14 protein-coding genes are annotated in these 20,301 nt (G+C 48.5%); 3 read left to right on the forward strand and 11 right to left on the reverse strand.

Going from position 1 to position 20,301, the window contains the following annotated elements; all coding sequences use genetic code 11:
* Window positions 1-21 precede the first annotated feature (21 nt).
* From ACAN55_RS21565 to ACAN55_RS21575, 3 genes are all read right to left on the reverse strand, one after another.
* Window positions 22-705, reverse strand: a complete 684-nt coding sequence (locus tag ACAN55_RS21565) for a CpsD/CapB family tyrosine-protein kinase (protein ID WP_379137788.1) — start codon at window positions 703-705, stop codon at window positions 22-24.
* On the reverse strand, window positions 671-1,426 hold the full coding sequence (locus tag ACAN55_RS21570) for a YveK family protein (protein WP_379137790.1): 756 nt from the start codon (window positions 1,424-1,426) through the stop codon (window positions 671-673). The genes ACAN55_RS21565 and ACAN55_RS21570 overlap by 35 nt, the downstream gene beginning before the upstream one ends.
* Window positions 1,427-1,513: 87 nt before the next feature.
* Complete coding sequence (locus ACAN55_RS21575; RefSeq protein ID WP_379137794.1) at window positions 1,514-3,637, reverse strand: right-handed parallel beta-helix repeat-containing protein; 2,124 nt, start codon at window positions 3,635-3,637, stop codon at window positions 1,514-1,516.
* Window positions 3,638-3,955: 318 nt separating this feature from the next.
* On the opposite strand from ACAN55_RS21575, the gene ACAN55_RS21580 reads away from it, so the two are divergent.
* Window positions 3,956-7,243, forward strand: a complete 3,288-nt coding sequence (locus ACAN55_RS21580) for a right-handed parallel beta-helix repeat-containing protein (RefSeq protein WP_379137797.1) — start codon at window positions 3,956-3,958, stop codon at window positions 7,241-7,243.
* Window positions 7,244-7,273: 30 nt separating this feature from the next.
* On the opposite strand, the gene ACAN55_RS21585 is transcribed toward ACAN55_RS21580, so the two are convergent.
* Window positions 7,274-8,155: a beta-1,6-N-acetylglucosaminyltransferase gene (locus ACAN55_RS21585; RefSeq protein WP_379137799.1), complete on the reverse strand. Its 882-nt coding sequence runs from the start codon at window positions 8,153-8,155 to the stop codon at window positions 7,274-7,276.
* A gap of 139 nt (window positions 8,156-8,294) precedes the next feature.
* Window positions 8,295-8,666 carry a hypothetical protein gene (locus ACAN55_RS21590; protein WP_379137802.1) on the reverse strand — a complete coding sequence of 124 codons (372 nt, stop codon included), beginning with the start codon at window positions 8,664-8,666 and terminating at the stop codon, window positions 8,295-8,297.
* 240 nt (window positions 8,667-8,906) lie between these two features.
* Between ACAN55_RS21590 and ACAN55_RS21595 the strand changes: the two genes are divergently transcribed.
* Window positions 8,907-10,610, forward strand: coding sequence for an ABC transporter ATP-binding protein (locus ACAN55_RS21595; protein ID WP_379137805.1), 1,704 nt, complete (start codon window positions 8,907-8,909; stop codon window positions 10,608-10,610).
* Window positions 10,611-10,752: 142 nt separating this feature from the next.
* Here the strand turns inward: ACAN55_RS21595 and ACAN55_RS21600 are convergent, their stop codons facing one another.
* The 5 genes from ACAN55_RS21600 to ACAN55_RS21620 all read right to left on the reverse strand — a co-directional run bounded on the left by ACAN55_RS21600 (window position 10,753) and on the right by ACAN55_RS21620 (window position 16,883).
* Window positions 10,753-10,887 carry a paeninodin family lasso peptide gene (locus tag ACAN55_RS21600; RefSeq protein WP_379137808.1) on the reverse strand — a complete coding sequence of 45 codons (135 nt, stop codon included), beginning with the start codon at window positions 10,885-10,887 and terminating at the stop codon, window positions 10,753-10,755.
* Window positions 10,888-11,062: 175 nt separating this feature from the next.
* On the reverse strand, window positions 11,063-11,971 hold the full coding sequence (locus ACAN55_RS21605; protein ID WP_379137811.1) for a hypothetical protein: 909 nt from the start codon (window positions 11,969-11,971) through the stop codon (window positions 11,063-11,065).
* Window positions 11,964-13,976, reverse strand: coding sequence for an asparagine synthase-related protein (locus ACAN55_RS21610; protein ID WP_379137815.1), 2,013 nt, complete (start codon window positions 13,974-13,976; stop codon window positions 11,964-11,966). The genes ACAN55_RS21605 and ACAN55_RS21610 overlap by 8 nt, the downstream gene beginning before the upstream one ends.
* 62 nt (window positions 13,977-14,038) lie before the next feature.
* On the reverse strand, window positions 14,039-15,121 hold the full coding sequence (locus tag ACAN55_RS21615) for an acyltransferase family protein (protein WP_379137818.1): 1,083 nt from the start codon (window positions 15,119-15,121) through the stop codon (window positions 14,039-14,041).
* Window positions 15,114-16,883: a class I adenylate-forming enzyme family protein gene (locus tag ACAN55_RS21620; RefSeq protein ID WP_379137821.1), complete on the reverse strand. Its 1,770-nt coding sequence runs from the start codon at window positions 16,881-16,883 to the stop codon at window positions 15,114-15,116. The genes ACAN55_RS21615 and ACAN55_RS21620 overlap by 8 nt, the downstream gene beginning before the upstream one ends.
* A 368-nt stretch (window positions 16,884-17,251) precedes the next feature.
* Between ACAN55_RS21620 and ACAN55_RS21625 the strand changes: the two genes are divergently transcribed.
* Window positions 17,252-18,784 carry an acetate--CoA ligase gene (locus ACAN55_RS21625; protein ID WP_379137832.1) on the forward strand — a complete coding sequence of 511 codons (1,533 nt, stop codon included), beginning with the start codon at window positions 17,252-17,254 and terminating at the stop codon, window positions 18,782-18,784.
* 93 nt (window positions 18,785-18,877) lie between these two features.
* Here ACAN55_RS21625 and ACAN55_RS21630 read toward each other — a convergent pair.
* Window positions 18,878-20,301 (reverse strand): S-layer homology domain-containing protein (locus tag ACAN55_RS21630; RefSeq protein WP_379137824.1); only part of this gene is annotated, 1,424 nt, incomplete at its 5' end.

Genomic DNA, 20,301 nt, shown 5'->3' on the forward strand with positions numbered 1-20,301 from the left:
GACTTCTCCTCCTTCAATAAATCATCTATTTGAGCGGTTGAGTACAGTTCCAAGCAGATTAACCTTGGCGAACTCCAACCGTCTTACGGCTTCCTTTACTGCTTTTTGTTTCGTCTTACGGCTGACCACCAGCAGGGTGCCATCGGCTTTACTGGCGAGTGATATGGCATCTGCTGCAAGCACCGACGAACAATCCAGCAATACTGCATCGTAGCTGCCAGCCGCATGTTCCAGCAACCCGGCCATGGCCCGGGAGTCGAGCTTGTCGATTGTATTAAAGACAGTCGATCCGCTTGGCAACACGGAGAGGTTGTCGATCACGGTGTTCTGAATGACCTCATCCAGAGTATTGTGGTTCGACAACACATCGGAGAGTCCCGGCCATGACTTGATGTTAAGAATCATATGGATTAGCGGATTCCTCATATTGGCGTCTATGATTAATACCCGCTCACCCTGCAAAGCCAATGTAATCGCGAGGTTAACCGCTACCGTCGATTTCCCGTCCCCCTCAGCAGCGGAGGTAATGGCCAGCATCCCGATGCTTTCACTGCCGGAAGCGAAACGGATATTGTTTCGGATACTGCGGTAATGCTCAGCAACTTCCGATTGCGGATTATTGAAAGAGAGCAAGCCTGCATTCCTGATACTTTCCTCGGGTCTTTTTTCTCTATGAGCCAATGCTTTCACCCCGCGTGTATTCATTTTTCCGTTTGTTTTTACTGAACCAATCCTTCCTGCGGATGGAAGGAACTTCGCCGAGACACTTGATACCAAGCTTGCTTTCTAGGTTTCTGCCTGATCGTACAGAATCATCCAGGGAGTCCACCAAGAAAATAAGTCCAATACCGAGAGCGATACCGCCCAGAATCCCAAGATACAGCGCGCGATTGCTCGCTGGATTGATCGGGAGAGCACTCGGATCAACGGTTGCGGGGCTCATTAATTTGGCTCCATCGTAATACAGCAGGCCCTTTGCTTCCTCGATGAAGGCATTCGCAACCGCGTTGGCCAACATCGCCGCGGCTTCGGGATCGCTATCTATAGCCGAAACTAATGTAATAACCGAAGTATCCACACTCTGCACCGCGATTCGGGCCCGAAGCTGATTTTCGGTCATTTGCAGTCCAGACTCCTGTATCGCACGTCCCATAACCACAGGCTCTTTGATTAAAGCCCTTAAAGTTCCTATCAGTTCGGGAGTTCCGGCTGTCAGCATAATTCTGGCGGATGCGCTATACATCGGAGTCACGGGAATTGCACTAATCAATCCTCCTAAGCTACCGAGCAGGATGGTTGATACAATCAGAATCCACAGCCTCCTGGTCACGGTGCCGACTAGTTCTTTTAGATCAATTTCTTTCGACGGCCCAGCTGCTACTGTGCTTCCACCTGACTGCAGTTCCTTCACCATTGGTTCACCCATTTCAACATTTTATCTTCTATAAAGAACATTATTCGTCAATTTTAGTTCTTTATATAGAACATGTCAACCTTGACTTCATAGCCTCTCCTATGGAGTAAGCTTATTGTTTTGATTAATGTCATTTTCCTTCAACAAGATCTTGGCTTTAACAAGTGTATTGTCTTCCACTCGATAAACCGGCGCTCCCAAGCCTGCATACTGAAGACTAATTCCATATGCCTGGAGGTTGCTGGATATCGAATTTCCGCTGATTACCGCATTCAGAACTTTCGCTACAGCTTCCCTTTTCCAGTAGGTACTGATCCGGATCAGCTCGACCCCATTTTGGGTCTGACTGAGCGCTTTCACCTCATTGTTACGAATGGATACGCTTCTTGCGGATTGAATATCCACGGCTGTAGCATTGCCCTGCACCTCGAACGTCGAGTTCTTGATTGCCACGTTAGCCGTTTCCTGTTCGATATAAACTCCACCTGCACCCAGCTTGTTTGTGGCAAAATAACTTCCGTCAAACACATAGTTGCCGGCTAGGAGCGCGCTGACCGTCCCGTTCTTACTGGTTTCCGACGGAACAAATCGGCTATTTCGGTATGTTCCCACCGGCAACTGAAGGCCGTAGGCCGAATTGTATCCCAGAACCTGCAGGTTCTCGAAGATACTCCCTCCTTCTCCGCCTCCAACAACCGACCTAAGGGTTCCTTCTCCCGAAATATTAAGATTAGTTACCTTGACCGCCTTACCCCATACTGACAAGCCTGTATCCCACTGTTTGTTGTTGTCCATCGTAATATTGGCCACCTCAATACCGAATGCGACTTTGGCATTGAGCGCCAGCTTCGAGTCCGTAAACACCATATCGCGCAACACAACGCGCGGCCCGATAAAAGTCGCAGTGCCACCGTTCATTCTGTTGTATTGCAGCGTCGTATCATGAGTCACGTTAAGACTTGTTTTATCAAAGTGATTATTGAGTATTTCCGCACCGGTAAACGGCGCTGACACAATCAGGCCAACTTTTCCTTCGGATGCTAGATGATTGTCCGCAACGATTGCTCCTCTTCCGTCATAGAGTACAATATCGAAAGATTTATTATTATAGAATTCATTCTTGCGTATCGTTACGTTCGTGTTCAGGAACCCGTTCACATCATATCCGCCTTCAACATCAATGCCGGCCTCAGGAGCCGTTCCTTTGATATCGTGAAATATGCTGTTCTGGATCAGCACCTGATCGGCACCACCAACCGTAATGCCCTGCCGCCGATTAAAAGAGAACTCCGAATTCTGAACCACCACGTTCGAGGTTTGCTTCCGGTACCAGATTTCCAGATACGCGCTTTTCGCGGAAGCCTGATTAAAAACAAGATGAAACGAGGCCGCTCCAGTTGGAATTTCTATTTCCTGCCGCGCTTGGGCGTATACCTTGGTCAGGAATGAACCATCGGATTTATAGAAATCGAGTTCAAACCCCCTCGTAAGCTTCATCATATTGGAAAGCTCGAACGTTCTCCCATGGCTGAAAAGAGGATCTGACAACGATATGCTGGTCTTGGTCCGGATTTTCGTCTTGCTGACAATCGGCTTGCCATGCTGATCAATCCCTCCGGAAACAAAACCTTTCTCATAGATGTCCCTGATCATCTGACCATACCCGCCCAACATCAGGCCGTCCCCGGTAAACCCAGATACCTGTACACCATCAACTACGACATCACTGGCTCCTTCCATGATGATGCCATACCCGAATTCGTGGGTCCCCTTCTTCCCATAATCGTGCGTATCCTTGTCTCCCACATATTTCCCGCCCGACAAAGCCACATTTCGCACTTGGGGGCCTAGATACAAGAGATCGTACCGTTCCTTGTTATTGCTCTCCTTGACCAGCGTCGTACCGGATGACAGCTCCCATTTCAGGTTACTTACCATCTCAATCCGGTTATCCTTGTCGATCAGATAAGTACCATCGGGCAGCGTTACCGCCTTGATATTGTTCGATACCGCCCATATTAGCGCCTTATTAATTCCCTGTGTGGTTTCAACAGGATGCGTACCATCATTGAATATCCCCCACTTCGACAACTCCAGTGTATACGGAGGGAGGGCATCCATTGGGATTTCTCCTTTAACCTGAGGGGATATCTTAAGCGACAATACCTGTATAAGCAGACCAAAGGCGCAGATCAACATTACGTTCTTCCATTTTCCGTTCAAATTCATACCTCCCGAGAAATCTCAGCAATAGATTTCTGTTCTTTAAAACGAACTGTTCTCTATAAAGATTACCATCCTTCTTTAAAAAATAAAAGTTCAATCTCGCTTTTCATGAACATTACTTGCTCCTCCCCATTAAAAACGCCTAAAAAAATAGAACTTTTGACCCCCTCTATTTTCGTGATAATTTGCAAAAAACAGCTAAAGATTAAGGTTTTTGTTGTCGATAAAAAAGACGAGATGCAATTGGGTTGCGGTTACATTCACATCACAAATGACTTTGCATCACGAATACACCAACAGAAAGGATCGTTTTTTATGAAGAAAGTTTTATTAGTCGTCACTTTACTCATCAGCAGTTGGCTTACCCCTCTTGCTACATCTGCCAACGTCGCTGTCACCAATATATCCCCTCTATCCGCAGCAAGCCTTTCTCAATATAGTGACATTCCCGTTGACCATTTAGCTTTTTCTGAAATCTCCAAATTGAAGCAAGATAATGTGATGGGAGGTTACGCGGACGGAACGTTCAAACCCGACTCCCTCATTACCCGCCCCGAGATTGCCAAGATTGCCGAACAACTAGAGAAATTGCCCGCATCCGGGACGAATACAGCCGTAAACAAAACCGCCTTGCAGCAATATGCGCTAGGCTTCTCCACCGGAGCATTCGGTCCAATGAATACGTTGAACAAAGCAGATATGGCTCTTCTGCTTGCCAGCATCTTCTACCTGAATGCCCCCGGGGGTAATATTACGCTTCCCGTTGATGTAACCCAACAACACTATGCTGCGTCTTCCGTGCTCACACTTTTGGCAAACGGAATTGCTGATACGGATGCGAGCAAGAAGTACTATCCCACTAAGACCATAACCCGAGCTGAATTCGCCATCTTCCTGGCAAGAGCTCTTTACCCCGAATTCAGAATTCAACAGCAGCCTGCATCTACTTCACAGCCTACGGTCAGCGTAGCGCCTACTTCAGTTAATACAGCAACTCCTGCAGCAGGTTCAGGTTCTACAAACAGCCCAACTCCTACTCCTACACCAAGCGCGGGACTGGATGTTACGGCACCGAAAGAAGTCCTGGAACCGACCGCCACCGATGACGGCAAATCCATTACTCTGACATGGTCTAATCCACCTGACGAAGACTTTAACAGAGTCGAGGTTTATCAAGAAGATAGTCTGCTGGGTACAAGTAAGAGTGGAAGCTATGCCATCGTGAACGTCCTGAGTGAAACGACCTATGAATATACTCTCAAGACCGTTGATAACAGCAAAAACATTTCCGCCGGCGCTGTAGTAGCAGTAACGACCAAGGATATTACACCTCCCGCCGTGCCTGTCATTCAGCGTGTGACGGATAAGCTGAATTACCCGACGATCGAATGGAACGATGTCGCAGATAAAGATTTGGCCGGATACAATATTTATGTGAACGGTGTCCAAGCGAATACGAATCTTATCGCTGCCCCCACTTACGATATCCAGGACTTGGAGATCGGTGTGAATTACAATTTCAAAGTTGAAGCAGTTGATAAAAGCGGCAATAAATCGCCTTTAAGCGAAGCAGCCAGCTATAAACTAACCAAGTATATGATTGATCTAAGTAAATTCAATATTTACAAAGATGGCACCCACCCGGTAGAGACTACCGCCGGCCTGAACAAAGCTCTGGAATGGGTCGCTGAGAAGAATATCAAAGTGGTCACACTACCTGCCGGAACGTATCTTATCGATAAGAACAGCCAGATCAATATGGTACCGAATATCACTTTAGATCTTTCAACGGATGTCATATTCCAAAAAGAAACCAATGGCTATGAATTCTACTCACTTCTATTGCTGGACTATGGTGATGACAATGTTACGATTAAAGGTGGCACTTTTGTCGGTGATCGCCTGACTCATGATTATTCGAAGAAAGTAGCTCCTTATTCGGGTACTCACGAGCTCGGATACGGGATTTTAAGCAAAGGTGTAAAGAACCTGACCATCGACGGAGTCAAATTGACAAACTTTACAGGCGATGGAATACTGCTTGGCGCCTCAGGTATAACCAAAGATATGTATGAGAATGACTTTACATCCGGAGGACTGAGCAGTACGGGTCAGGCGATTGCCGATACGAGCAAGATTCGCACCAAGAACAAGATCCAATTGACGAATCCGCGGTTTCTGACAGAGCGCTATTTCGAACTGGCAAGCGCGATGAACATCCCAGGTATCTTTGATGTTTATTTGTACAAAGCAGACGGATCCTTTGTATCCAAGCTGCAGGGTAAAAAACTCCGGGATATCATCAGTATTCCCGATGGAGTAACCCAATTCGACCTTGTCTTTACGGCAACTACGTATAAAGGAGCGTATCTGGAGCTTCTCAACCGGGCCTTGACACGTGACTCCGTGATTATGAATTCCGAGTCTTCCTTTAACCGCCGTCAGGGCATCAGCCTTACCGGGGTTGACAACGTCCTGGTACAGAATAACTCCCTGCACGACATTAAGGGGACGGCTCCTGAATCCGGGATTGACCTGGAAGGCGGATTTGGAGAGAACGGAGACCGGGTAATTAACGTAACGATCAAAAACAACGAGTTCTATAACAACAGTGCTTATGATTTGATTCTCTACGACGGCAACGGTGCTAAAGTTGAAGGCAACCATTTCGCCTCGACTGGAAAAATAGGGGTCTATGTCTCCACGCCGTACCGGAATGCATGGATTTCAAACAATCATTTCGACGGTACACGGCTGATGGCAACCCATGATTCCACCTTGCTGAATAATAAGCTGAACGATTCCAGCGCTACGGTCAATGGACCCAACGTAATCATCGACGGACTCGATATCACTAACGGATCGTTAATCTCGTCAGTCACTTCACCTGCGGGTGTTTCGATCTCGAACGTTAAGATTACGATCAACAAGCCAGTCGAAGCCGGCTTCAGCGTATGGTCCAATCCTGTTACCGTGAACAACTTGGCTATTAATGGGCAAGGCAGCACTAAAGTCATCTCCGGGCAGGCTACTGCCGGAAGTGTATTCAATAACCTGAAGGTCATCAATTATTCGTCCACCGGAATGCAGCTGCCAGCCGGAACCTACAACAACAGCACGTTCCAGGCCGCAGTCGGCAATGCAATGGGTGCTGTTACTCTGGCCGGAGGACAGTATGTGTTTAATGGTTGCACATTTATCTCAAATGCAAATGGCGCAGTGCCTCTGTATGGAGAACATGCGGATCTGAATTTAACGGTCCGCAACTCGACATTCACCATACTTGGCGACTCTACCGCCATCTCTGTTCAGAAAGCAAAGAGCGTACTGCTGGAGAATAATACGATTTCTGCACTCAATATGAAACGGACCGATCTTCCGTTAATCGCCATTAATGATTACTGGAAGCGGAGCGAAGCAGCCGATGTTATGAGCGCCACGATTTCCGGCAATACGATCAACAGCAACATTGCTGCAATCGGGATATCCACGATATACGCAGGTACTGGAGCCCCGGCCTATACCATCACCAACAATAAACTGGTAAAAGCCAAACTGGCTTTAAAGACAAATGATGTGAGCTCCGGAAATACTTTAAATTGACCTAAGGGATACAAATAAGAAGGATCTGCCTCAGTATGAGGCAGATCCTTCTTTCATTTCGTTATCAGCGGCGATTCTCCGAATAACCGGCTCGTCAACAGACATATCAAATTTTCTTGCGAATAGTTTCGGACTGGATTTCAGCATTTCATAATCATCCACCCGGTATATTCTTGGACTTCCATTCACCGCACTGGCCCAATCAATCTCCATTAGATCATTATTTATAATGTTGTGCTTATAAGGGCCATTGTACGCCAAGATATGAAAGAATGATTCCTCCGGACTGTAGGTATATCTGAAATCAGCGAGGAACTCTGGATGAAGGCGGATATACTCCAGCATATCCCCCGCACATTCACCGGTAACCGTGAACCAGGATGAGCCTTTGTACAGTTCAAGTCCCGGCAAATTTTTTCTTCGAACCAGGAGCTTTTGCGGAAGTCTAAACATTTGATCCAAGAGTCGGACCGGGAGCGATCGGTTATGTTCGTTCTCAGAGAAGAAATTGTAACATTTCAATCTCCAATAGTTTCGACCGATAGGCCCTCCTTCCAAGAATTGCTTGCCGTTGTTTTGCTGCAGATAATCCAGTATCTCTGACATGCCCTTGATCGGGAGACATTGTCCGCTTATTAAAGCTACATAGTCATAGTCCGCTTTTAAAGCTTCTTCCATCAATAATAGTGTGGCCTGAATTTGAGTAAATCCGCCCCTGTTAACGGCGACCCGCTTTGGAAGGATAGTAACCGACTCTTCATTTTCATAAAAGTTCAAAAGTTCCCGAAATAACCTGTCATTTTTCCCATCTACATGGATGTAAGCGTGTATCTGCTCATGCTTTAGTGTATGAATCAGCAATTTAATTTGATCCGCCTGCTTATGTGCCAGAACAAGAACGGCTAATTTCATAGGCAACTCCTCATTCATTAAAAAATACTTTTGCTGTTCATTATAATGAACGCTAGAATAGAATACAACCCATCCTGCATTTACAATCTGATACAGAAGAGCAGCCTCCGGCTGGAAGCTGCCCTTTGTTCGTACTCCATCAATAGCAGTACCACTTCTCCCAAATCTTATTGGAGTCGCTATTCCACCAATCACCAAGATCATCACACTTGATACCCTTCAGCCAGTTCAACAAACTGTTATTGCTCGTGTTGTTATGTCCGCCACCTGAATTGTTGTTGTTGCCGCCTGAATTGTTCTTGCTGCCACCCTGTGAAGGATTGGGCGTATTCTTCGAAAATATGGAAGAAACCGCCTCAGCCAATGAAGATAAAAAAGATGTAGTGGTCGATGAAGAGTACTTAGATACCGCCTTGCTTGAAGAAGCGGAAGCAGATACCGGAAGCATGATTGCCCCCAGAATCAGGATGAGTGCCAGCATTCCGGCAACCCGTTTGACGTTGGTTTTCATAAAATCTTCCTCGCTTTCCCCCATTCTTGACAAGGTGTGGTTCTTTATAAAGAATAAACCTAAGCGTCCTATTTGTAAATAGAGTCCTGGGTCTTAAGTATCTATTTCCTGCTAAACTTTCCTTGATTTTTCGCTTGATTTTGATACACTTCATCTAGAAAGCACGTTCGATTTCACGACTTCTACAACCCTATTCGTTCTTTCGAAAGAACAATCCCTGCAACAGAATGGAGACTTGGTATGAGCAAATTCAAACGTCTTCTTAACATCGATGTTTATCATTGGCTGAAGAGAAGCATGAAAGGTAAATGGAGGGCATTTGTCACCATCATCCTGATTAATGTCATTCTCTCTGTAAGCGGAGCTGCACAGGCTATTGCCTCCAAACATGTCATTGATCATGCGGTGGCGACCAATTTCGGGGAGAGCGCCGTCTACCTCGCTGCCTTTGCTCTCATCCTGATCCTCCAGCTTGTTCTTTCTTCACTTGTTTCTCTTCGAATCGTCCGATTGCGCGAAGCCTTAAACAACCAGCTTCAGCAGGATTTCATGGCACGCCTGTACCGGACGGAATGGGGCACCGCCAGCAAATATCATAGTGGTGACCTGCTGACCCATTTGACCAGCGACGTGTATAGCATATCGGAAGGGCTGGTCATTACACTTCCTAATATCATTGCCTTGATCGCTCAGTTCGGAGTCGCATTCATAACCTTGCTATATTATGACTCCACTTTAGCTTTTCTGGCCTTCTTACTAGGCCCTATATCGGTTGTCGCCAGTTGGTTTATCGGAAGAAGGCTGAAGTCACTCCAGCATCACATTCAGAGGGCAGAAGGCCGCTACCGCTCCCTGCTTCATGAATCCGTTCAGAATCTGATGATTGTCAAAACCTTTGAATATGAGGAACAAAGTCTGAAGCAAATTCAAAGTTCCCAGCAAAACCGCTTATTCTGGATCTTAAAACGCAACCGTTTCAATGTCGCGGCCGATTTGACGATGGGGATAGGTTATCGAATGGGCTTCTTTCTTGCCTTTCTTTGGGGAGCTTACCGCATTTCTACAGGCGCTGCCAGCTTCGGTATGTTCACCGCTTTTCTTCAACTCGTAGGGCAGATCCAAGGCCCTCTGGAGGGGCTGGCCCGCATGTTCCCGGTACTTATCGGCCTTGTCGCTTCATCGGAGCGTTTAATGGCCTTTCAGAAGCTGGAAAGTGAAGTTAGGCAGACTCGTCACTCACTTAAGGACACTGGAACCGCAGGGCTCCAGCTCAACCATGTAGCATACAGTTATGAAGCCGGCAAGCCCGTTCTTACCGATGTATCCCTGGATATCCTGCCTGGCAAGCTGGTGGCCCTGATTGGCACCTCCGGAGAAGGCAAAACAACTATGCTGAGAATTCTGCTGGCTCTGCTGAAGCCTGATAGAGGAAGCGTTACACTTGAGAGCAGCGAAGAAGGCTCCATCCACTTATCCGCCGATACCCGGGCTTACTTTTCCTATGTTCCTCAAGGCAATACTTTATTTTCCGGGTCCATTGCCGATAATCTTCGGATCGGATATCCCGAAGCTTCCGAGGCAGAAATAGCAGATGCCCTGCAAGCCGCCTGTGCAAGTAACTTCGTAGAAGAACTTCCGCAGGGAGTTAATACCATCATCGGCGAGCATGGAGCAGGCCTTTCGGAAGGACAGGCCCAGCGTATCGCGATTGCCCGCGCGCTGATCAGGCCAGCCCCCATCCTGCTGCTAGACGAGGCAACATCAGCGCTGGATATGGATACCGAATGGGCGGTGCTGCAGAATATCCGTAACTTCAGGCCCGCCCGAACATGTATCGCCATCACCCACCGGTTGTCTGTATTTGATGTCTGCGATCATATCTACCGTTTATCTGACGGACGTTTGGAAGAATACCGCATGGAGGCTGCCCTTTCTGGCAAGTAGCTGAAAAATATAAAAAACGGTCCAGGAGACGCGATATCTCCTGGACCGTTTTTTTGGGAATCTTTCCAAAACAAAAGGGGATACTCAGTAGCCAATGCCTCGGCATACTGAGTATCCCCTCCTTACTTTAAGTAGCTATTGCCTAGGAAGGGAAGGAGTACCACTTTTTGCCGTTCTCCACATAGACAGCGTCCGGTATTGACGGTTCGCCCATCCCTGCTGCTGTTGCACCCACCTTTAATTCTTCCAGCGTCGGTGTAGCCCAAGTTTTTTTCATACTCTCTTTCACCTCCTGATTTTAAAAAATATTGCCTTTTTGTGTTCAGCAATATTTTGTTCTAAACATACAATAGTTTTTTCCGTAAAGCAAGCATTTTCGTCCTTTATAAAGAACAATATTTTTCAAGTCTATCTTTTACAACAAATGAATACGAGCCGTTTATCCAGTAAAATCAAAGCTTTTCTAACTTTAACAGCAGATTTTCAATCTGCTCATTAGTGGTAAACCCTTCCATTGGTCGTTCGATATGAAAAACAGGAAGCGACGACGCAATGCGGGTACATTTAGTAAAATGCTGACTTTGGCGGCCCATTAACTCAACCAGCTCGTGCCGGAAAACGTTACGCATAAGCAGCATAAGCTTATCTGTTCCTCTTACTTCTCGAATTCGAACTTCATGTCCGGAATACGTACTGAGCTCAACAAGAGCGTCAAGCTTCCGCGGCTCGGCGATAAACTGATCATCCATGACCACACGGTATTTATCACGGTATCCGGGTATGCGTCCTGCGACGTCTACATTCCCCCAAATCCGCTCTGCTGTATCGCGCCATAGTTTCTGTCTCGGAAATGCCGGAATGATCCAGGCCGCCCCCTGTTCGTCCTCCTGCAGCGCTGCAATATCATCTGCCAAAAAGGCAGCACCCTGACGGCCAAGAGAAGCCGCGAGTGTTGACTTCCCCGCTCCCGATTGTCCGCTGATAATAATATGTCTGCCATTTACCGCCAGCGCGCTGCCATGAACAGGCAGCAGGCCGCGCTGCATCAGCAGTGCGCCCATACAGGTGCCGAGCAGATATAGAACAAACGCATCAAGCTCACAGTCCTCGTGCTTGTCCGCAATGATTGAATTTCCTCCGGTAATCAGAAAGGCTCCGATATCGCGGACACGAAAGGCAAATCCATCCGTCCCAACCATGACATATGTATCCGTATTCGGAGAACCGGAAAAACTCACAGGAAGAGACTCATTCTTAATTTCGATCTCGGTCAGTCCGTCCGAAGGCAATAAGCCCTCCAGAACAAAATCCGAAGCGATATGGAGGCCGAAAGCCTTGTATTTATGCCTTTGATTATCCATTGCGTATCTCCCCGCTTAGTTCTCGCGTCATTATCGTATCCTGCACCCGGTAGTCCTGCCGGAAGCCTTCCACAAAGCGCTGCATAATGATGGCTACGATGATATCCCATAGTGCCCGTGCATTCGGCTTAAAGGTATCTCCCGAGCCCATTCTATCCAAATCATCACGCAGCCTTGAAATATTCAAGAATGGCGCCACCTGGTCGTTAGCCAGCAGCCGCTCCGCTTCATCCATCATTTGCGGGAGCTCTGGTTTTAGCCGCTCAAGCCAGTCAAAGCCTTGCCGGCCCATATTTCTGAAATTGAGCCGGATCGGATCGGGCAATCTTCCTTCCATCGCCCGTCTTAGCAGGTAGCGATCCTGCCCATTCCGGACAAACTGTTCCGGTGGAATGGCCAGACAAAATTCATACACCCTTTTATCGCGCGATGGATCTCGGATAGTAATCCCATCCGCCAATGAAAGCTTCGTCTCCATCGCTCCAATGTGAGCTAGCGGCAGCACACTGCTACGCGACTTTCTTTCTTCTTCATAATCCAGCAGCCTGTCAAACCGCAATTCGATTTGCATTTGCTCCATCCGCTCCAGAGTGCCTCTCTGCTTAGCCTTTGACGGACTGACCAGAGCATGCTGAAAAGGATTGTTGTCACGTTTTCTTTGGCGGTCAAGTCGCTCCTGACGGTGGTATGAATGAACCAGAGTAAGCGCCTGCCGGAACATCCGCTTCTTCGACGCTTCCGCGAGCTTACTCGATTTGCTTACTTCCCGAGCCACCGACAGCAGCTTCCCTTTTTTGTACAGAGTTAGCAAATGCACAGTGAAATGTCCGTATGAAATCGAATAATTGCCCCATTGGCCATTTAACATAACCGTGCAGCCGTTCTTGGCGGCCTTCTTCAGAAGCGGATGATACCAGGTCATATTCTGAAATACTTTATAAGGCTGTTCAAAAATATCCACCAGCTCGTCAAGGTCAGTTAGGCAAGACTGGCTCTCCAAGCTGTGAAATTGAACGTCGAGATTGGAATATGCCTCTTTTACCAGTTCCACTTCTTTCGTCTCATCGTAAATGGAATTGCCGCTGCTTGACTTGAAATCCGGTAGTGGAATTGATGTGTATCCATACAGCTGTTGTCCCTGTGCGGACAGCATGGGAGCCGCTGTGGAGGCAATCGAAGTCGAATCCATCCCCCCGCTTAGAAGTATTCCCGTCTCCCCCGTCGTCCGCAGCCTGCAGGCAACTGCCTCGTCAAAAATCCGGCGGAACGCCTCCACATACTCCTCATCGGTACGATACCGGATTGGCTTGATATCCAGAGCAGGATCCCAATATCTGACCGTTCGAAAGTCCATGCCGTTCCATACTCCATAGTGGGCGGGCGGCAGCTGATAAATTCCTTGATACACGGTTTCTACGCACTGTGTTTCCTGAGGGATTCCCGGGATAGCCAGAAAGTCGGTCATCCAGTTCTCGTTCAGCGATGGCTGACTGCCGAACAAGCCGAGCAGAGGCTTTTCCACAGTACAAAAGGCAAATCTGTTCTCCGCATGGGTGTAATACAGGGTTCTCGCGCCCATAGCATCACGTGCCAGATACAATTCCTTGCTGCCTGCCTCCCAAATCGCAAACGTAAAGTCCCCGATCAGATAGGATGGGCAGGAATGTCCCCATTTCTCATATGCCTTCAAAATCAATTCACTGTCCGTGATCTGCGGCCATACATCCGGTTGGATTCCAAATTCACGCATCAGCTCAGCCCGGTTATCAATGATGGCATCCGCTGTAATGGCATACGCCAGATTATCACTGCTGCGGGGAAGACGCTCTATTCTTGATTCTGGAGTATTGTAGCGAATTCCACAGCCCATGTGGGCATGCCTGTCGCTCCATTCTCCTTTGTGGTCAAATTGATATTTGGCCATTCGCTCAAATACTGCTGTTCCGGTTACCGCACAGTCCTCACCCGTGATGCCTGCATCAAATACTCCGCTTATTGCGCCCATATCGTCCCCCCTAACTGCCTTATCATGAACAAATCGTCAATAAATCAATACTAGCCTTGCATTCAGAATGCAAGCGGTTTGGTCTGCTGGGTGTCGCGGCCCCGTCTACTCATCCGGTACATCAGCAGAGTAATAAGAACAATCTCCACCAGTGTCACCGCTATGTAGGCCAACCCATCACCGATTCCCGTGGAGGCCGACGCTCCGTCGCTGCCTACCAGCAGATTGAGTCGCATCAGCGGAATATGTCCGAAAAAAGTCACCATGCTGAACAGATTGATGAACGGATGATAGGCCTTTACGAATCTTGCTTTAACGCCAAGCACACCACGGAACAGCAGCAGAGTACCTGGCAACATGCTGATCGCAAGCGCATATTCCGGACGCCAAGGCACGAACAGATAAAGCGGCAGTGCTTCGAGCAGTATTACAAGCACCGTCAGTGCAAAGAGCCTGCCCGGTGAGTAACTAAGAAACCGCTCTTCCAACTTGCCAATCCAAATACCAAGCGACACAAAGGTTATCCCGTAGCCCAAATACCGCTCAGCGAACTGCTCTACATAGCCACCGTAGCTGTTTTGCAATAAGTGAATGCCTCCCGTTACTTCGTCCAATCCGATGCGCAGTGTCCCAGTCAGCAATTGGCCCGCCGCGAAAGCCAGCACCATAACCACAATGGAGATCCGCGGGTTAAACCGGCTGTGCAACAGATAACTAACCCATACGGCGAAGAATAAAGGTGGCATGAACCATAGCTGAACATAGGGGCCTTTCAGGAAAAAGACAATAAAGAGAATCTTACTTTGCAGTAGCATTCCTGCCGGTGTCAGTCCATCCCGGATCAGTACAGGGAGCACATGCTCCAGTGCGAAGGCCAGGCAGAAGAGTGCATACACTCCGCCAAAACGAATCAGATATCTGCGGACGTACGCCCCGGCATCTTCTGCATGCGACCATCCCTTATAGACCAAAAAACCGGAGATGACATAAAAGCAGGGAACGATGATCTTAAGTACGTTGAAGAAATAGTACAGCTGGGTCTGAGGCAGATGGTCCGTATAACGGAACAAAATAACATGAGCAAGCAGAACCAGCAAGCAGCCGCCGACTTTGAATAAGGTGATACCCGGATAGTAGTTACGCATTTTTGATATCCTCTATTCGATTCCGCAGCAGCAACCGGACATCAGAAACAGCGATTTTGCCAGTTGCGGACATTGGAAGAGCCGGTACAATCACGATATGCCGCGGAATTTTGAATGCGGACAAGTAAGGCGCTATTGCGCTTCTAAGCCCTTCCTCGGACAACATCGCGGCCGCAGAAGGCACCACGCAGGCATAAACTTGCTCGCCGTACAACTCATCCGGCAGCCCAAGGACAAAAGCATCCTCCACGCCTTGCTGCTGTGCCAGAACATGTTCTACCTCACCCGGAGAGATTTTCTCTCCTCCGCGGGAGATAACGCGGTTCAACCGGCCGGTAATCATTAGATTTCGGCGTTCGTCCGTAAAGCCCAAATCGCCGGACAGATAGAACCCATCCTCCGTATACCGGCCCCGCGTCTCCTCACTGTTCAGATAGCGCATGACCCGGTGGCTGCGGATTGCAATTTCTCCATGCCCGCCATAGGGCAGTTCTTGGCTTGTTCCCTGCTCAACAATCTTTATTTCCACACCCTGGTCAATTTTTCCGCCAAAACTGAAGCCGTTTCTCTCCAGCTCCCGGGGATCGACCATCCCGCTTAAGAACGATGTCGATTTAAGCAGAATGTAGAGCAGCGACCAGAGCGGATTTTTGCGCCGATTCAGAAAGCAAATACCGTTGGCTACTGCCCCGGCTTCAGAGGAGCCATAACTAACCATAAAGAACACGAGCCGAAGTCCCGGATCGCTACTAACCTTGCGGAGCAAGGAACTATTCATGGGAGCCGAAGTGAAGCTGATGCCCAGTAGAGAGGAAAGATCGAATTCGGCACGTCGAGGCGACGAGAGCATCTGCCGGATCATAAACGGTGTGCCGCTCATAATCTGACACCGCTCTCCTGCCAGTACTGTTAGGGCATGAATGGGGTTGAAGTAATTCAGCATCACGATTCGAATATTGCACACCTTGAGTGCAGTGAACAACGTTGCGAAGCCACCAAGATGATATAGCGGAAGCAGATTCAGCAGTGAGAATCGCCGGGCCACCCGGTCGGTCAGTGCCTCAACAAGGGTGGCCTCCCCTTTGTTGTAATTCCCGCCGCTGCGGACCAGAAAAGATGAGGTTGTCCGAAGTACACCCTTCGGGCGTCCAGATGTTCCAGAGGTGTACAGCAGAATAAGCGGATCTTCTGTACGCACGGTTCGGCAACGCTCTTCAAATTCCTCATCACGTACGCTCTTCCCTCTCCGGGCAAGCTCCGAATAAGGCATAAGCGGCGAAGCAGACTCCTCACCATCTCCCAGGACAAAGATTGAAGACGGCATCCAGCCGCTTATGTGTTCTTCTTCGGAAGACTTCTCTTCCTCAACTAGTTCTCGCATTAGTTGCGCATAATGAAGCCCGTGTCCCTCAAGGCCGACAACCATGGCTGCTGGTCTTGAGTCCTTCAGAAGGACGCGCAATTCCTCCTTCTTAGAATAGGAGTTAAGCGGAACGATGATCGCACCGATGCAGGCGGCAGCAAACATTGAAAGTATTAATTCCATCTGCCCCTGTATCAACACCGCAACCCGATCCCCTTTGACAATACCCGACGCCATAAATCCCCTTGCAATCCCCGATGTCTCCTCCCAAACACGGGACCATGCGTAATGTTGTCCAAGTTCCGGAAAGCTGAAGGCAATATCCTTGGTATTTCGAGATGCGCGCCGCTGTAGCAGCTCCGAAATCGTATGACGATGACTCTCTTCCTTGGTAGTCATAGCTTCCCTCCTCTCAGCGTTCCACAATAACGAACGAAATTTAACATTTAGCAATCTGCGCGTCAAAAACGGACTAGTATTCCCTACGTATTTTTAAATTTATCATTATTATTGTACTTAATAAAGAACAAAATAAATTTTGAGTAAAAATTGTAGAATAGTTTAACCTGTCAAAGTTGGATTCGATTGAACAAGAAAAGTGCATGCCTGTTAATTTGATGAATGTTCATGTTTTTAGTATCTGGTCCTAAGGGTTCGTGTTATAATTACATCGTAACAGTGAGACCTAACCTTAACGATTATAGGAGATGAAATGATTGACTATAGACAGATGGATTGCTCCAGAACGTTATAATCTGACCTCGGAGATGGAATGTCACCCCGCTGATAGACTCGCGCTCAAATGGATGGGTGAAGACGGCAGACGGGAGGAAATCACCTACGGCGATCTTATGAAGCAAGCCAGCCGGCTGGCTGGAGGACTTGCGGAACTGGGACTCGTTAAAGGAGACCGCGTGCTCGTAATGGTTCCGCGGCGAATTGTAGCTTATGTAATATACTTGGCCTGTTTGAAGCTAGGACTTGCCGTGATCCCTTCCTCGGAAATGCTCAGAGCGAAGGATTTATCCTACCGGCTGCGCCATTCCGAGGCGCGGGCTGTTATTGCCTGGTCCCGTGTCGCCGGCGAAGTGGACAAGATCAGCGACGACCTGCCCGCTCTGAACTATCGTCTAAGCGTGCTGGAAGACGGCGATGAGCCTAATGAAGGCTGGTTGTCTTTAGAAGCGCTGATGGATGATCAGCCTGATTACCGCGAGGCTGTGGATACACACCGCGATGATATGGCAGTTCTGGCTTATACCTCGGGAACCACCGGAAATCCAAAAGCAGTTGTGCATAGTCATGGCTGGGGATATGCCCATCTGCGGATTACGTCGTCTCACTGGCTGGATATCCATGAATCGGATATCGTTTGGGCGACGGCTGCACCCGGCTGGCAGAAATGGATCTGGAGCCCCTTCTTGGCCGTTCTCGGTAACGGGGCAACAGGATTTGTCTACAGCGGCTCTTTCCATCCGAACCGCTACCTGCAGCTCATGCAGAATGAGGGGATACAGGTATTATGCTGTACGCCTACGGAATACCGCTTAATGGCGAAGACTACCGGCCTTGATACGTATGACTTATCCAAGCTCCGCAGTGCGGTATCCGCCGGAGAACCGCTTAATCTGGAAGTCATCAAGGAATTCCAGCGGCACTTCGACATTACGATCCGTGATGGCTATGGCCAGACGGAAAGCACGCTTTTGATCGGAACACTTAAAGATACGCCAATCCGTACGGGTTCGATGGGTAAAGCCATGGCACCGGGGCTGGTGGAGGTCGTGAACGAGCAAGGGGTTCCGGCAGCACCGGGAGAAGTAGGGGATATTGCCGTACATCTCACCATGCCGGCCCTGTTCCATACGTATTACAAGGACCCTGAGCGTAAAGCAAGCTCCACGCATGGCGAGTTTTTTATCACAGGAGACCGTGCATTCAAAGACGAAGACGGCTATTTCTGGTTCCAGGGACGCGGCGACGATATCATCATCAGCTCCGGGTACACCATTGGACCGTTCGAAGTAGAGGAAGCGCTCATGCGACACGCGTCCGTAAAGGAATGCGCCGTTGTAGCCAGTCCTGACGAAATCCGCGGCCATGTTGTGAAAGCATTTATCGTGCTGAAGGACGAAGCGGTAGGTACGCCGGAGCTGATTAAAGAGCTACAGGCCCATGTCAAAGAGTGGACAGCTCCTTACAAGTACCCGCGCAAAATCGAATTTATCAGTGATCTTCCTAAGACCAGCTCCGGCAAAATCCGCCGGGTCGAGCTGCGCGAGATGGATAAGGAAGTATAAGGAACTAAGTGGCAGAAGAGAAATAGCGCGAACACAAAGAGCATGTCCCTGACAGACTGGGACATGCTCTTTGGTTTAACTTCCTTAAGGGGATTAAATCAAATTGGATTTCTGTAGTAGCCTTTGTACAATTACAGCTACCTCTGCTCTGGTGATATGCTCTTTCGGAGCAACCAGATGGCTTGTTCGCCCTGATACAATGCCCAATTGTACGCAAGCTGCTATACTGTTTCTTGCGTAGCCCGCAATTCCCTCCGCATCACCAAAGCCAGAAAGCAGCTTCTCGGCCTCGGTTGCCGTTATATCTGATGCCAGACCTGTAATGCTCATCGCTCTCGTAATCATGGTCATTGCCTGCTCACGAGTCAGTGTATCGTTTGGACCGAACATGCCGCCGCTGTAGCCTTCAATAATCTTATACTCGGCTGCCGTTCTGATATAGCCACTGTACCATTCGGTGCTGCTCACATCCGTAAACGAGTGATTGCCAGTACCCGTTTTTAGCCCCAAGGCTCTGACTATAACCGCAGCGAATTCGGCGCGGGTAATGTTCTTATCCGGTTCGAACAAATCACTGCCTGTCCCGTTGATCACCATTCGGGAGCCCATGTTGTTTACCGCTGTTTTTGCCCAGTGATTGACAACATCTTTAAATTCGAGTGGATGCCACACTACTGAATAGGTGCTGTTGGTCAAGCTGTTGATTCTAGCAAAATATTTACCGCCAACCCGGATAACTTGTGTAGGGACATGTCTTACCGTTCCATCCGGGTCAATAATAATTCCTGTTGTAATCTTGTTTGGATCAACCCCATCAGGAATGGCAATAACACGCTCTACGTAGGCATTAAATGTACTGATTTCAATAGATGTGCCTCCGTAGCTGCCTGTAACTGTAAAGTTGAGTGGTGGAACTACAAGGCTAAACTCGCCTTTGGCTGCCGAATCTTCGACTACCTTCACCGTAGCCGCTGTTGGATCGGCAATTTGAATTTGAATTTTGATGTCTTGTAGCGATACCGTTTGACCCAATTGATCTGAGATTGCATTAATGTTAATCTGCTGTGCCGGCAATCGATACGTTGCGGTATCCGTCTTGATTTCAACAACTGCCTGCTTTTGTTCCATATTCTTGATCATTTGACCGTTCAGTTCTCCGATTACAACTTCCGAATTCGTACGTATTGCAATGGTAACCACCGCATTCTGTCCCTCAGCTTCCAGCTTAGCCTCAAGCTTCGCTGCATCGACTGCAATGGTAGTTACTGTCTGGTCATTCACCTCCGTAGTCGTGGCGGTTCCGGCATTCTCAACCTTGCCATTCACCAGAACTTCCGCACCGCCTCCTCCCGGCTGGGCCGATGGAGTTGGAGTTGGCGTACTAGGAGTGCTTGGAGGTCCTTCGCCCGAAGATGCCGCCAGCACCGCCGCTGTTCTCGCACTCTCCACTGGCGTTCCGGTTGTTGTCCCTGTCTGCGCCACCGGCGTCACTTCAAAGCTGATGAACTTCGCCAGAT

This window comes from Paenibacillus oryziterrae (genome assembly GCF_042610485.1).
In the GTDB taxonomy this organism is placed as follows: domain Bacteria; phylum Bacillota; class Bacilli; order Paenibacillales; family Paenibacillaceae; genus Paenibacillus_AQ.

Coding starts and splice junctions, on each gene's coding strand:
- ACAN55_RS21585 (WP_379137799.1), bottom strand. CDS start 8,155: ATGAAATTAGCCGTTCTTGTTCTGGCACATAAGCAGGCGGATCAAATT.
- ACAN55_RS21590 (WP_379137802.1), bottom strand. CDS start 8,666: ATGAAAACCAACGTCAAACGGGTTGCCGGAATGCTGGCACTCATCCTG.
- ACAN55_RS21610 (WP_379137815.1), bottom strand. CDS start 13,976: ATGGGCGCAATAAGCGGAGTATTTGATGCAGGCATCACGGGTGAGGAC.
- ACAN55_RS21595 (WP_379137805.1), top strand. CDS start 8,907: ATGAGCAAATTCAAACGTCTTCTTAACATCGATGTTTATCATTGGCTG.
- ACAN55_RS21605 (WP_379137811.1), bottom strand. CDS start 11,971: ATGGATAATCAAAGGCATAAATACAAGGCTTTCGGCCTCCATATCGCT.
- ACAN55_RS21600 (WP_379137808.1), bottom strand. CDS start 10,887: ATGAAAAAAACTTGGGCTACACCGACGCTGGAAGAATTAAAGGTGGGT.
- ACAN55_RS21580 (WP_379137797.1), top strand. CDS start 3,956: ATGAAGAAAGTTTTATTAGTCGTCACTTTACTCATCAGCAGTTGGCTT.
- ACAN55_RS21620 (WP_379137821.1), bottom strand. CDS start 16,883: ATGACTACCAAGGAAGAGAGTCATCGTCATACGATTTCGGAGCTGCTA.
- ACAN55_RS21565 (WP_379137788.1), bottom strand. CDS start 705: ATGAATACACGCGGGGTGAAAGCATTGGCTCATAGAGAAAAAAGACCC.
- ACAN55_RS21615 (WP_379137818.1), bottom strand. CDS start 15,121: ATGCGTAACTACTATCCGGGTATCACCTTATTCAAAGTCGGCGGCTGC.
- ACAN55_RS21570 (WP_379137790.1), bottom strand. CDS start 1,426: ATGGGTGAACCAATGGTGAAGGAACTGCAGTCAGGTGGAAGCACAGTA.
- ACAN55_RS21625 (WP_379137832.1), top strand. CDS start 17,252: ATGGAATGTCACCCCGCTGATAGACTCGCGCTCAAATGGATGGGTGAA.